At 73.0% G+C, this 13468-nt stretch carries 11 protein-coding genes; 5 read left to right on the forward strand and 6 right to left on the reverse strand.

Annotated elements, in window-relative coordinates:
• Window positions 1–3: 3 nt before the first annotated feature.
• Together ACFMQL_RS16425 and ACFMQL_RS16430 are read right to left on the reverse strand one after the other, a co-directional pair.
• Window positions 4–2853, reverse strand: a complete 2850-nt coding sequence (locus ACFMQL_RS16425; protein WP_364062688.1) for an AAA family ATPase — start codon at window positions 2851–2853, stop codon at window positions 4–6.
• Between the two features lie 145 nt (window positions 2854–2998).
• Window positions 2999–3145 carry a hypothetical protein gene (locus ACFMQL_RS16430; protein WP_364062691.1) on the reverse strand — a complete coding sequence of 49 codons (147 nt, stop codon included), beginning with the start codon at window positions 3143–3145 and terminating at the stop codon, window positions 2999–3001.
• Between the two features lie 229 nt (window positions 3146–3374).
• Between ACFMQL_RS16430 and deoC the strand changes: the two genes are divergently transcribed.
• Genes deoC through ACFMQL_RS16450 form a run of 4 tightly spaced genes read left to right on the forward strand, consistent with a single transcriptional unit; the run spans window position 3375 to window position 6757 of the window.
• Window positions 3375–4304 (forward strand): deoxyribose-phosphate aldolase, encoded by a 930-nt coding sequence (gene deoC / locus ACFMQL_RS16435; protein WP_364062694.1) that lies wholly within the window; start codon window positions 3375–3377, stop codon window positions 4302–4304.
• 3 nt (window positions 4305–4307) lie between these two features.
• The gene (locus ACFMQL_RS16440; protein WP_364062697.1) at window positions 4308–5732 is read left to right on the forward strand and encodes an aldehyde dehydrogenase family protein; all 1425 of its coding nucleotides are present in this window, start codon (window positions 4308–4310) and stop codon (window positions 5730–5732) included.
• Complete coding sequence (locus ACFMQL_RS16445) at window positions 5722–5919, forward strand: hypothetical protein (protein ID WP_364062700.1); 198 nt, start codon at window positions 5722–5724, stop codon at window positions 5917–5919. The genes ACFMQL_RS16440 and ACFMQL_RS16445 overlap by 11 nt, the downstream gene beginning before the upstream one ends.
• Window positions 5912–6757 carry an aldehyde dehydrogenase family protein gene (locus ACFMQL_RS16450; RefSeq protein ID WP_364062703.1) on the forward strand — a complete coding sequence of 282 codons (846 nt, stop codon included), beginning with the start codon at window positions 5912–5914 and terminating at the stop codon, window positions 6755–6757. The genes ACFMQL_RS16445 and ACFMQL_RS16450 overlap by 8 nt, the downstream gene beginning before the upstream one ends.
• A 70-nt stretch (window positions 6758–6827) precedes the next feature.
• On the opposite strand, the gene ACFMQL_RS16455 is transcribed toward ACFMQL_RS16450, so the two are convergent.
• Window positions 6828–8270: an amidase gene (locus ACFMQL_RS16455; protein ID WP_378786018.1), complete on the reverse strand. Its 1443-nt coding sequence runs from the start codon at window positions 8268–8270 to the stop codon at window positions 6828–6830.
• A gap of 56 nt (window positions 8271–8326) precedes the next feature.
• On the opposite strand from ACFMQL_RS16455, the gene ACFMQL_RS16460 reads away from it, so the two are divergent.
• On the forward strand, window positions 8327–9502 hold the full coding sequence (locus tag ACFMQL_RS16460) for a pyridoxal-phosphate dependent enzyme (protein ID WP_364062710.1): 1176 nt from the start codon (window positions 8327–8329) through the stop codon (window positions 9500–9502).
• A gap of 61 nt (window positions 9503–9563) precedes the next feature.
• On the opposite strand, the gene ACFMQL_RS16465 is transcribed toward ACFMQL_RS16460, so the two are convergent.
• The 3 genes from ACFMQL_RS16465 to ACFMQL_RS16475 are packed head-to-tail and all read right to left on the reverse strand — an operon-like array spanning window position 9564 to window position 13403.
• A complete protein-coding gene (locus ACFMQL_RS16465; RefSeq protein WP_378786019.1) occupies window positions 9564–10322 on the reverse strand; it encodes a hypothetical protein in 759 nt (252 codons plus the stop codon).
• Window positions 10274–12922 carry an ATP-dependent RNA helicase gene (locus ACFMQL_RS16470; protein WP_378786020.1) on the reverse strand — a complete coding sequence of 883 codons (2649 nt, stop codon included), beginning with the start codon at window positions 12920–12922 and terminating at the stop codon, window positions 10274–10276. Before ACFMQL_RS16470 ends, ACFMQL_RS16465 begins: the two co-directional genes overlap by 49 nt.
• 13 nt (window positions 12923–12935) lie before the next feature.
• On the reverse strand, window positions 12936–13403 hold the full coding sequence (locus ACFMQL_RS16475) for an ArsR/SmtB family transcription factor (RefSeq protein WP_378786021.1): 468 nt from the start codon (window positions 13401–13403) through the stop codon (window positions 12936–12938).
• Window positions 13404–13468: the final 65 nt, after the last annotated feature.

A 13468-nucleotide genomic window follows, 5' to 3' on the forward strand; every position in this document is an offset into this window, starting at 1 on the left:
CGGCTACGACAGCAGGGAGAGGCGGTGCGCAGCGGCGGCCGCCTCGCCCCTGGTGGTGACGCCGAGCTTGGCGAGGATGTTCGACACGTGCACGCTCACCGTCTTCGCCGAGATGAACAGCTCGGCGGCGATGTCCCGGTTCGTACGGCCCTGCGTGACCAGGCGCAGCACCTCCAGCTCGCGCGGCGTCAGCAGGTCCGACGGCTCCTGTGCCAGGTCGAGGCCGCCCACGCGGCGGCACAGCGTCTCGATCTCCTCCACCAGCGGGGTGGCGCGCAGCGCCTCGGCCAGCGGCAGCGCAGCCTTGAGCCGGGTCGCCGCACCCTCCCTGTCGCCGTCGCGCGCGGCCACCGCGGCGGCCTTGAGCAGGGCCTTGGCCTGGTTGTGCGGGCGGTGCAGCCGCTCCCACGCGTCCGCCGCGGCGTCGAAGTCCCCCAGGTACGACAGCCGGTACGCCTCCACGACCGGCCCGTCCACGGTCAGCTCCGCGGCCACCTCGGCGGCCTGCCGGCGCACGGCGGCCGTCCGCTCGGGCTCGGTCTCCTGGGCCGCGTCGCACACCGTGCGCAGCAGCGACAGCAGCCGCCAGCTCAGCATGGCCTTGCTCGACCGCTTGGGCTGGGTGAGGATCCGCTCGGCGGCGGCCAGCGCGGCGGCGGGTTCGCCCCGGGTGAGGTGCCAGCCGATGAGCAGGCGGGCGTTGCTGATGACGTCCTGGACGAACTCCTCCGTACGCGCCGAGAACAGCCCGATCTCCGACAGCAGGCTCTCGACGAGCTGCATCTCGCCCCTGGCCAGCGCGATGTCGGCGCGGACGCGCAGCAGGGCGTAGCGGGTGCGCAGCACCGGGCCGAGGCTGAGCGCCGTCTCGACGGTCTCGATGGCCTCGTCCCAGCGGCCCAGCGACTCCAGCGCCTCGGCGCGGTTGTTGAGGATGAACAGGCCGTTGCCGCGCGTCCGCCCGTACTTCTTGGTGAGGCGCCAGCCCTCTTCGCCCAGGCGCAGCGCCTCGTCGGCGCGGCCCATGTCGATGAGCGTGTCCATGTTGTTGCCGAGGGCGCGGGCGATGACGCGGACGTTGCCCGCCTCGTGCCCGATCGCCAGCGCCCGCTCGTTGAGTGCGAGCGTGGCCGCCAGGTGGCCGCGCAGCGAGTGGCCGAGCGCCTGGTTCATCAGCAGCTCGGCTTCGAGGCAGCGGTCGTCGTGCTCCCTGACCCAGCGCAGGCCCTCGGCGAGGAGCCGGTCGGCCTCCTCGATCTCGCCGCGCAGCATGAGCTGGCGGCTGAGCGGGGTGACGACCTCGGCCCATTCGGGGGTGTTCTCCGGGACGAGCCGCAGCGCGTGCCTGAGGTCGTCGATGACGCCGAGCTGGCCCTTGGAGTTCTTGAACGCCGCCCTGCGCACGATGAGCTGCGACACCCTGGCGGGCTCGCGGGTCTCGTCCAGCTCGGCGAGCGCGGCCTTGACGAACTTGACGCCCCTGTCCACGTCGCCGCCGGCGTTGGCGGCCTCAGAGGCGCGCTCCAGCACGGCGGTGTGGTCGGCGCCGATCAGCTCGGCCGCCTCCGGCACCCGGTCCCAGAGCATGAGCACGCGTTCGAGCAGCGGCACGGCCTCGGTGTAGGCGAAGGTCTTGAACGACTCCTGCGCCGCCTCCCAGGCCGACAGCAGTGCCCAGCGGTCGTCGCGGGCGCCGTACCAGTGGTGTGCCAGCTCGACCGCGGCCCTGCCGGGCGGCACCAGCGTGCGGTCCTTGGAGATCTCCTCGGCGTACCTGGCGTGCAGCCGCTGGTGCTCGCCGGGCAGCAGCTCGTCGTGCACGGCCTCGCGGATGAGCGAGTGGCGGAAGGCGTAGGCGCGGCCGTCGGCGATCTGCAGCACGTTGCGCGCGATGGCGGGGCGCAGCGCGGCCTCGAGCTCGACGTCCGACAGCCCGCTGACGGCGGCGAGCAGCGCGTGGCCGACCCGGTTGCCGCCGGCGGCGGCGACGCGCAGCACCCGCTGGGTCTCCTCAGGCAGGCGTTCGACGGAGGCGAGGATGAGGTCCTGCATGGAGTCGGGGAACGAGCACTCGCCGTTCTCCAGCAGGGCCTCGACGAACAGCGGGATGCCCTCGCTGCGCTCGTAGACGTTCTCGATCCTGGCGTAGTCGGGGGTGGCGCCGAGGATGGCGGTCATCTGCTGGGCGACCTCGTCCCTCGACAGGCGGGGCAGTTCCAGGCGGAGCACGCCCTGGACGCGGCCCAGCTCGGCCAGCACGGGCCTGAGCGGATGCTGGCGGTGCAGGTCGTCGGAGCGGTAGGTCATCACCATCAGCACCTGCGTGGTGTGCAGGTTGCGGCTGAGGAACGCGATGAGGTCGCGGCTGGACCGGTCGGCCCAGTGGATGTCCTCGATGACGAGGACCGTGGGGCGGTTCTCCGCGAGGCGTTCGAGGAGGGTGAGGAACTGCTCGAACAGCCGGGCCCGGCCGGTCTCGGTCTCGCCGTCGCCGCTGGGCTCGCCGAACTCGGGCAGCAGGCGGGCGAGGTCGCGTTCGGCGCCGTCGGGCAGCAGCCCGGTCACGGCGGCGGGCCCGTGCTCCCTGACGAGCTGGCGCAGCGCGGCGGTGAACGGCGCGTACGCAAGGCCCTCGGTCGACAGCTCGACGCAGCCGCCGAAGAGCACGTGGGCACCGTCGGCGGCGCACTGCTCGGCGAAGCGGTGCACGAGCCGGGTCTTGCCGACCCCGGCCTCGCCGCCGAGCAGGACGGCGGTCACCGTGCCTTTCCTTGCGTCGTCGAGGCTTTCAGAAAGAGTTGCCAGCTCCTCTTCCCGCCCGACGAAGACGGGACTGACCGATCGTCCCCGCATGTCGTCCAGCATGTCACGCCACATCCGGTGTTTTCGACGTCTTTAGTCGGGTATCGGGCATGTCCTCGGGAAGAGGACGGATGTCCTCAAATGGGGACGAAGGCCCGGCCGCGTGGGAGGGGGCGGCCGGGCTCTCGTGCGGCGGTCATGACGAGCGGCGGCGGCCGAAGACCGAGCGGCGCTCGGCCTTGTTGTGGCGCTCGGCCTCGCGTACCCACCGGTGGTCGTCGGCGGCCCTGCGCAGCTCGTTCGCGTGGCTCTTCATGAGCTCGAACTCGATCTCGGGATGCATGGAGAATCTCCTGAAAGTCGGGCTTTTCGCTGACATGTTCAAGACTCCTCCTAAGGCCCGGCCCCCCACATCGGGTGGATGCCTTATCTCCGGCGCTTAGCAGCGCCCGGGATACCTATGTCGCCCGCCCCGCCGCCTCAGGCATACCTAGGACCAGGCCCCGCGCGGCCTGAGGCGGCCCGGTTTGGAGGTGGCGGCCCTGGTCGGCGATGCTGTCTAGGTGTCAACTGTGACTACCTCGCTTGCCGACGTCGCCTCGTCCGACGCGGCGCTGCGAGCATTCCTGCACGGCCTGCCCGGCGTCGACCGGGTCGGCGCCGACCAGCGCGCGGCGATGCTCGGCACCCGATCGATCAAGACCACGGCCAAGGCGCAGGCCATCGACCTGGCCATCTCCATGGTCGACCTGACCACCCTCGAGGGGGCCGACACGGCCGGGAAGGTGCGCGCGCTGTGCACCAAGGCCGTCCGCCCCGGAGGCGACGCGCCCTCCGTCGCGGCCGTCTGCGTCTACCCCGACCTCGTCGGCGTCGCGGCCGAGGCGCTCAAGGGCACCGGCGTCAAGGTCGCCTCCGTCGCCACCGCGTTCCCCAGCGGGCGCTCCTCGCTGGAGGTGAAGGTGAGCGACACCAAGCTCGCCGTCGCCGCGGGGGCCGACGAGATCGACATGGTGATCGACCGCGGCGCGTTCCTGTCCGGGCAGTACATGAAGGTCTACGAGCAGATCGCCGCGGTGAAGGAGGCCTGCGGCACCGCCCACCTCAAGGTGATCCTGGAGACCGGCGAGCTGTCCACCTACGACAACGTGCGCCGGGCGTCCTGGCTGGCGATGCTGGCCGGCGCCGACTTCATCAAGACCTCCACGGGCAAGGTGTCGCCGGCCGCCACGCCGCCGGTGACGCTCATCATGCTGGAGGCCGTACGCGACTTCCGCGACGCGACCGGCCGCCAGGTGGGCGTGAAGCCGGCGGGCGGCATCCGTACGGCGAAGGACGCGATCAAAAACCTGGTGCTGGTCAACGAGACCGCCGGAGACGACTGGCTGACCCCCGACTGGTTCAGGATCGGCGCCTCCTCGCTGCTCAACGACCTGCTCATGCAGCGCGAGAAGCTGGCCACCGGCCGTTACGCGGGCCCCGACTACTTCACCCTGGACTAGACGATGTTCGAATACGCACCGGCACCCGAGTCGCGCGACATCGTTGACCTGAAGTCCTCCTACGGGCTGTTCATCAACGGTGAGTTCGTCGACGGCTCGGGCCCCTCGTTCAAGACCGTCAATCCCGCCACCGAGGAGACGCTCGCGGAGGTCGCCACCGCCACCTCCGACGACGTCGACCGCGCCGTGCAGGCGGCGCGCAAGGCGTTCGGCGTCTGGAGCGCACTGCCCGGCACCGAGCGGGCCAAATACCTCTTCCGCATCGCGCGGATCATCCAGGAGCGGGCCAGGGAGCTGGCCGTGCTGGAGACGCTCGACAACGGCAAGCCCATCCGCGAGTCGCGCGACGTGGACCTGCCGCTGGTCGCGGCGCACTTCTTCTACTACGCGGGCTGGGCCGACAAGCTGGAGTACGCCGGGTTCGGCCCCGCGCCCAAGCCGCTCGGCGTGGCCGGCCAGGTCATCCCCTGGAACTTCCCGCTGCTCATGCTGGCCTGGAAGATCGCCCCGGCGCTGGCCTGCGGCAACACGGTCGTGCTCAAGCCGGCCGAGACCACGCCGCTGACGGCGCTGGCGTTCGCCGACATCTGCCGCCAGGCCGACCTGCCGCCCGGTGTGGTGAACATCGTCACCGGCGCGGGCGAGACCGGCGCCGCCGTGGTCGCCCACCCCGACGTCGACAAGGTCGCCTTCACCGGCTCCACCGAGGTCGGCCGGATCATCGCGCGCACCGTCGCGGGCACCGGCAAGAAGCTCACGCTGGAGCTGGGCGGCAAGGCCGCCAACATCGTCTTCGACGACGCCGCCATCGACCAGGCCGTCGAGGGCATCGTCAACGGCATCTTCTTCAACCAGGGCCACGTCTGCTGCGCCGGGTCCCGGCTGCTGGTGCAGGAGTCGATCCAGGACGAGCTGCTGGCCGCGCTCAAGCGCCGGCTCGGCACGCTGCGGCTCGGCGACCCGCTCGACAAGAACACCGACATCGGCGCGATCAACTCCGCCGACCAGCTCGCCAAGATCCGCAGGCTCAGCGACCTGGGCGAGGCCGAGGGCGCCGAGCGCTGGTCGCCCGCCTGCGAGCTGCCCGACCGCGGCTACTGGTTCCCGCCCACGGTCTTCACCGGCGTCGCGCAGTCCCACAGCATCGCCAGGGAGGAGATCTTCGGCCCGGTGCTGTCCGTGCTGACCTTCCGCACCCCGGCCGAGGCGGTCGAGAAGGCCAACAACACCCCGTACGGGTTGTCGGCCGGCGTGTGGACCGAGAAGGGCTCGCGCATCCTCTGGCTGGCCGACCGGCTGCGCGCCGGCGTGGTGTGGGCCAACACGTTCAACAGGTTCGACCCCACCTCGCCCTTCGGCGGCTACAAGGAGTCGGGCTACGGCCGCGAGGGCGGGCGCCACGGGCTGGAGGCCTACCTTGACGTGTGAGCACCGCAGGTCCCGCCGCAGGAAGCTGCGCGCGCAGGCCACCAGGGGGCACGCCTACGCCAGGGCCGGGCGTCCCGTGCGCACCGGCTGGTACGCCCACCGCTGCGGCGTCAGCAGGTGCGGCCAGGTCTTCGTGCCCGTCCAGATGTCGCAGGAGTCCACGTGGAGGGGTCGCGGCGATGAGTAGGTTGTCCGTCAGAAAGACCTACAAGCTGTACATCGGCGGGGCCTTCCCGCGCTCCGAGAGTGGGAGGTCCTACCCGGTGACCTCGGCCAAGGGAGAGTTCCTCGCCAACGCGTCGCTGGCCTCGCGCAAGGACGCCCGCGACGCCGTCGTGGCCGCGCGCAAGGCGTTCCCCGGCTGGTCGGGGGCGACCGCGTACAACAGGGGGCAGATCCTTTACCGCGTCGCCGAGATGCTGGAGGGGCGGCGCGCGCAGTTCGCCGACGAGCTGGGCGGCGCGCGCAGGGGAGCGCTCGACCAGGTCGACGCCGCCATCGACCGGCTGGTCTGGTACGCGGGCTGGTCCGACAAGATCGCCTCCGTGCACGGCGGTGCCAACCCGGTCGCCGGGCCGTACTTCAACCTGTCCACGCCCGAGCCGACCGGTGTGGTCGCCGTGGTCGCGCCCGACGATCCGCTGCTCGGGCTGGTGTCGGTGATCGCGCCGGTGATCGTCACCGGCAACACCTGCGTCGTCGTGGCCTCCGAGCCGGCGCCGCTGCCCGCGATCACCCTGGCCGAGGTGCTGGCCACCTCCGACCTGCCCGGCGGCGTGGTCAACATCCTCACCGGGCGGCGCGCCGAGCTGGTCCCGCCGCTGGCGGCCCACATGGACGTCAACGGCATCGACCTCACCGGGGTCACCGACGCCGATCTGGCGCTGAGCGCCGAGCAGGCGGCGGCCGAAAACCTCAAGCGGGTCGCGCGGCCGGTGCAGGAGGACTGGACGGCCGACCCGGGGATCGGGCGGATGACCAGGTTCCTGGAGACCAAGACCGTCTGGCACCCCATCGGCATCTGAGGTGTCCTAAGCACCCGGTCAAAACGCCCGGTCAAAAGGCCCGGTCAAAACGCCCGGTCGAAATGCGCGGTCAGAACGCGTAGCCCGGCGGGCGCAGCGGCGGGTGCGCAGCCTGGAGCTGGGCGGCCAGCCCCAGCAGGTGTGGCTCGCCGCCCGGCGGGGCGACGATCTGCACGGCGACCGGCAGCCCGCTGGAGTGGGTGGCGAGCGGCACGGCGACGGCGGGCCAGCCGCACATGTTCCACGGCCCCGCCGCGGGCGCGTAGGTGACGTTGGTGACGGCGTTGCGCAGGAAGCCGCGCTCGCCCCAGCGGTCGGCCTTGGGCGGGATCGAGGCCAGCGCGGGTGTGATGAGCGCGTCCGCGCGGCCGAACCACTGGTCGGCGCCGTAGCCGCTCCAGCGCTCCCGCCCCTTGACGCCGTCCAGCTTGAGCGCGGCCAGCACCCGGCCCGCCCTGGCCAGCGCCCTCGTACGCGGTTCGAGCCGGTGCCGGTCCAGGCCCTCGGCCGACTCGGCGGCCCTGACCAGCCAGGTCGCGATCGTCGAAGGGCCCAGCCAGAACGGCAGCGACCGCTCGTGCTCGACCACCGTGTGCCCGGCCACCCGCAACGTCTCGGCGGCGGCGCGTACCGCGGCCTTGAACTCGCCGTCCACCCGCATCCCCGGCGGCAGCGGCTGCGGCGCGTACGCCACCCGCAGATCGAACGGCTCCGGGCTGTCCGGCGGCGGCTGCGGCTCCCACACCGCGTCGTCGTCCGCCCAGACCGAGCGCAGCATGCGCGGCGGCGGCTCGACGCGGCGGCCGGAGCGCCACGACTCGGCGAGCGCCGGGTCGCCGGCCAGCACGGACAGCGCGAGCGCCAGGTCGGCTGCGGTCCTGGCCAGCGGGCCGTTCTCGGTCAGGCCGTCCCAGTCGTTCGCGGGCGGCGGCACCAGGCCGTGGCCCGGCTTGATCGCCAGCACGCCGCAGCAGGCCGCGGGGATGCGTAAGGAGCCCATGCCGTCGTTGCCGAGCGCGATCGGCACCATGCCGGCCGACACCGCCGCCGCGCTGCCGGACGACGAGCCGCCCGCCGTGCGCGCGGGGTTCCAGGGGTTGCGGACGACGCCGTACGCGCTGTCGCCCAGCGCCACCAGCCCCAGCTCCGGCAGGTTCGTCAGCCCGACGATCAGCGCGCCCGCCGCGCGCAGCCGCGCCACCGTCTCGTGATCGTGCGGGGCGGGGGCGTCGGGCGTCGCCGTCGAGCCGTTTCGCGTGGCCTCGCCCGCCACCTCCAGGTTGTCCTTGACCGCCACCGGCACGCCCGCCAGCGGCAGCCCGGCCAGGTCCCGGCGCTTCTGCAGGGCGCGCGCCTCGTCCACGGCCTGCTCCCTGACCAGCCGGAACGCCCCGATGCCGGGGTCGCGCGCCGAAATGACGTGGAGGTGCTCCTCCACCACGGTCGTGGCCTTGACGTCACCGTTTCTGACGGCCGCCGCGATCTCGGTGGCGGACCTTCCTGCCCACACCATGACTAGAGTGTGCAGCTTTTCACTGATCGTTGCGAGGCTCGGTAGGGTCCTTGCCCGTGAACGGACCTTCGCTTGCCCTCCGCCAGCGCTCCCTGGGCGACCCCTCCGCCGAATTCCCGCTCTTCCCGCCGCTGACCCGCGGGTGCCCCAAGACCAGCACCGCCGAGCTGGCCTACCCGGTGGAGGTCGACTACGACTACGCGAAGGTGGACAGGACCCTCTTCGAACAGCAGCCGGGCCCGGACATCGCACGCTGGTCGCCGCTGCTGCCGCCGCTCGACGCGCCCACCCTGGGCGAGGGCGGCACGCCGCTGATCGAGTTCGGTGACGTCTACATCAAGGACGAATCACGCAACCCCACCTGGTCGCACAAAGACCGGCTCAACCGGGTCACCGTCAGCGCCGCCGTCGCCTGCGGCGCGCCCGGCGTGGTCGTCGCCTCCTCCGGCAACCACGGCGCGTCCGCCGCCGCCTACGCCGCCAGAGCCGGGCTGCCCGCCATCGTGCTGACCGGCGACGCGCCGCCCGCCGTGCAGGAGTTCGTGCGGTCGTACGGCGCCAAAGTCGTCTCCGTGCCCGTCGACAAGCGCTGGCCGCTGCTGCGGCAGGTGGTGGACGAGCTCGGCTACCACCCCGTCAGCAACCAGACCGTGACGCACACCGGGCACCCGTTCGGGCCCGAGGGCTACAAGACCATCGCGTACGAGCTGTTCCTGCAGCTCGGCACCGTGCCCGCGGCCGTCTTCTCGCCCACCGGCTACGCCGAGCTGCTGTACGGCGTGTGGAAGGGCTTCGCCGAGCTGCGGCTGCTCGGGGTGACGGACCGGACGCCGCGCATGTTCTCCTGCGAGACCGCCGCGGGCGGGCCGCACGCCAAGGCGCTGGCTGCCGGGCTGCCCGCCGCCATCGTCGAGATCGGGCCCACCGACGCGTACGGGGTGGCCTGTCCGGTCGGCGGGCACCGGGGCGTGGTGGCCGTACGCGACAGCGGCGGCGAGGCCGTGCTCGTCACCGACGAGGACCTGCGTAAGGCCCAGCGCGACCTGGCGCGGGCCGGGCTGTGGCAGGAGCTGTCCGGCGCCGCCGGGCTGGCCGGACGGCGGCGGCTGCGGCGCGACTTCGACGGGCCCGTGGTGTGCATCGCCACGTCCAGCGGGTTCAAGGACGTGGGGGTGGGCGGCGAACGGTACGACGTCCTCACCGACCCGACCCTCGACGACCTTCTGCCCTGAGCCGCCGCGCTACGCCGGCCCGCTGCCACGGGCGTGAGGCGGCCGGGTCGGCCGGTCGGCCTCAGGGCTTGAGGAGGATGCGGAGAGGGCCCGTCGTGGTGAAGCCGTGGGCGAGGGCGTCTGAGGGGTCGCTCTCGTAGCCGACCAGCGGGCGGCCGGGGAAGAGGCGGGCGGCCATGGCCGTCACGCCCGCCCAGGCCGAGGCGGGGCCGAACACGTTGGAGACGCCGACGACGTCGCCGGTCGAGGTGAGCACCGCGCCCTCGGTGATGGCGCCGCCGGTGCGGCCGTACACGATGGTGGTCGTCGTCCCGGAGCCGGTCGCAGCACCAGTCCCGGAGCCGGTCCCGGAGCCGGTCTCAGCGCCGGTCGCAGCGTCGGTCGCAGCGGGCGTCAGGAGGGCCGGAGGGAACAGGTCGGGCAGGCCGCAGGCGGCCGCCCAGGCGGCGAGCGTGGCGGCGTCCTCGACCACCTGCCAGGACGTTTCGGCCGGCTCGGGCGCGGCCCGATGGATCCACTGGGCCTCGAACAGCACCTCGAAGCCCGGCAGGTCGAGCGTGGCGAAGCTGTCCTTGACCGACGCGCCGGACCCGGCGTCGATGTGCGGCAGCACGTCGGCGGCCGTGGCGAGCGGGGAGAGCGTGACCGCGTCGGGGTAGTAGAGCGGCGTGCGCGCGGGGTTGGTCCACGCCCTTTCCGCGAACGTGCCGGGCCTGCCGTGCGCCCGGCACATCAGATCGCACCAGGCGGCGTTGTCGCGGACCGCCGCGATCACTTCGTACGGCGCGTCGGCTGGGCTGTGAGGGGGTCTTCCGGCCACGGGTGCTTAGGGTATCGGCCGCGCATTTCCGCACGTACGTGCCGATACCCCTCGCGCCAGAACGACGCCAGGTCCGCCGTCACCGCCAGCGGGCGACCCGCGGGGGAGAGCAGGTGCACGAGCACCGGCACGCCCGCGATCCGCGGCGTCTCCTGCCAGCCGAACAGCTCCTGCAGCTTCACCGCCAGCACCGGCTGCTCGCCCGAGTAGTCCACGCGGATCTTCGAACCGCTGGGCACCTCGATGCGTTCGGGGGCGACCTGGTCCAGGCGCTCGCTCCACGGGATCAGGCGTTCGAGCGCGCCGGCCACGTCGATGCGCTCCAGGTCGTCGCGGCGGCGGGCGCGGGACAGCTCCGGCTCCAGCCACTGGTCGGCCAGGTCGATGAGGTCCTGCATGGAGCCGGTCGGTGGCCAGGGGGCGCCGATCGCCCGGTGGCAGAAGGTCAGGCGGTCTCTGAGGTCTTTGGCGGCTTTTGTCCAGGTGAGAACGTCTTCGGTGCGCAGGCCGTACAGGATGGCCTCGCGTACGTCGGCGTCCTGGAGCGGAGCGGCGGACAGCTCGATCGCGCCCATCCGCTCCACCCGGCGGGCCGACACGTCGCCGCGCCGCTCGCCCGGCGGGACGCGCCAGGTGACCTCGTCCTCGACCGTCGTGCCCACGGCCAGGCGGGCGATGGTCTCGTCGATCGCCACGGCCTGCCTGATGCGCGCCGACGCCGAGCCGGTCGGGCGGTCGGCCACCGCGATCGCCAGCCACTCCGCGCTCTGCAGCCTTGAGCCTTCGGGGAGCTGCGCCTGCGTCCCCGACACCATGAGGTACCCGCCGCCCCTCCGCCGCGCCACCCGCTCAGGGAACGCCAGCGCCACCGCCAGCCCGGCCACCTCGTCCTCGGACCGGCCCTTGGCCTCGTGACCGGTCCGGTCGCCGGAGCCCCCGCCGGTCTGGGGGACAGCGTGCTGGGCCTCGGCGGCGGTGCGGTGGAGGCGGCGGGCCTCCTGACGCCAGCGGGCGGCGAAGCCGGTGCCGCCGCGCCGGGCCGCCCGCCAGACGTCCACCAGGTCGTCAGAGGCGTCGCGGGGAAGCTGCTCCGAGAGCAGGGCCACCACTTCGGCGGCGTCGGGGCCGAGATCGAGCAGAACGCGGGCCAGCCGAGGATGCACCCCGGCCAACGCCATCCGCCGCCCCCGCTCGGTCACCCGCAAAGCGGCCTTCCCAGACACTGCCCCGCCCGACCGCGGGGCTGGGGCTGTCCCCCTCGTCTGCGCGTCAGAGCCGGACGCGTCGGACTGCGCGTCAGAGCCGGACGCGTCGGACTGCGCGTCGGCGGCGGACCCGCCGGCCGGGGGCTCGCCGTTGCAGGAGCCGGTGGTGGGGGTTGCGGGTTCGAGGGCGCCGAGGGAGTGGAGGACCTGGGCGGCGGCGGACATCGCGGCGGGCGGTGGCGGGTCGAGGAGGGCGAGGCCCGAAGCGTCGGGGTCGCCCCAGCAGGCGGCCTGGAGCGCGAAGCCGGTGAGGTCGGCGAGGGCGATCTCGGGGCGCGGGTGGTCGGCGAGACGGGCGTGGTCGGCCTCGCTCCAGCAGCGGTAGACGGTGCCGGGGGCCTCGCGGCCGGCGCGTCCAGCTCGCTGGGTGGCCGCCGCCTTCGAGACCCTGACCGTGGTCAGCGAGCCGAGGCCGCGAGCATGGTCCGTACGGGGTTCGCGGGCCAGCCCGGAGTCCACTACCACGCGCACCCCGGGGACGGTCAGGCTCGACTCGGCCACCGACGTGGCCAGCACCACCCGGCGGCCGGTGCCCGGGGACAGGACGGCGTCCTGGACGTGGGCGGGCGCCTGGCCGTGCACCTGAAGCACCTGCTCCGCGTCGCCCGCCAGCATCCCGGCCACCTTGGCGATCTCGGCCACGCCGGGCAGGAAGCACAGCACGTCGCCGTCGCGTTCCGCAAGCGCCCTGCGGACCACGGAGGCCACGTGGGCGAGCAGCGCGGGATCGACGCGCAGGCCGTGCGGCGGGGCGACCGGGCGCGGCGGCGGGGCCCAGATCGTCTCCACGGGGTGGGCGGCGCCGGTGGCCGCGACGACGGGGCCGCCGATCAGCCGCGCCCACGGCTCGGCGTCGGCGGTCGCGGACGTCGCCAGCAGCCGCAGGTCGGGCCGGAGCGTGTCGCGTACGTCGAGGAGGAACGCGAGCGCGGTGTCGGCGTCGAGGTGGCGTTCGTGACACTCGTCGAGGACGACCGCGTCCACGCCGGCCAGCTCCTGGTCCCGCTGGAGGCGCTGGAGCAGGACACCGGTGGTGACGACCTCGACCATGGGGTTGGCGCCTTTGTGGCGTTCGCCCCTGATCGTGTAGCTCACGCCCATGCGGCGGGCGGCGGCGCGTACGGCGAGCCTGCGCGGCTCGGCCACCACGACCCGCAGGCCCGCTTCCGCCAGCGCCAGCGGCACCACCGTGGTCTTACCGGTGCCGGGCGGTGCGGTCAGCACCGCGCTGCCGTGCCGGTCGAGCACGCTCAGCAGCTCGGGCAGCACGCTGTTGATCGGCAGGTCCCTCATGGTCTCGCTGGAAGTGGGCGTGTGCGGGTTGTGCTCGGGCATGTGCGGTGGCTCGTCAGCGGGAGGCGGCGGGTTCGCGCAATCCGGACTGGGCGGAGGCGGCGGGTTCGCGCGGTCCCGAGTCGGCGGGTTCGCGCGGTCCCGAGTCGGCGGAGTTGGCGGAGTTGGCGGGTTCGCGAGGTCCGGAGTCGGCGGAGGCGGCGGCGCGGGTTTCCAGTGAGGCGGCGGTGAGGATGGCGGGGAGGAGGCCGGGGAAGCGGGCCTCCAGGTCGTCCCAGCGCAGGCTCATGACCTTCTGCCGACCGTCGCGCTCCGTGCTGATCACCCCGGCCTCGCGCAGCGTGCGGAAGTGGTGCGAGGCGGTCGACTTGTGCACCCCGAGGGACTCTCCGGCGACGGTGCAGCTCATGCGTCCGGCGACGGCCAGGCGGGCGGCGATCTCCAGACGTACGGGGTCGCTGAGCGCCCGCAGCACCTCGGTGAGCTGGATGTTCTCCGTGGCGGGCTGAGGAAGCAGGCGCATGGGAAAACCCTACCTCCGTCGCATGGTTTGACAACAATCCAACTATAGGTCAGTTTGATGGGCAT

It is taken from the genome of Nonomuraea fastidiosa, from assembly GCF_042751225.1.
Lineage (GTDB): Bacteria > Actinomycetota > Actinomycetes > Streptosporangiales > Streptosporangiaceae > Nonomuraea > Nonomuraea fastidiosa.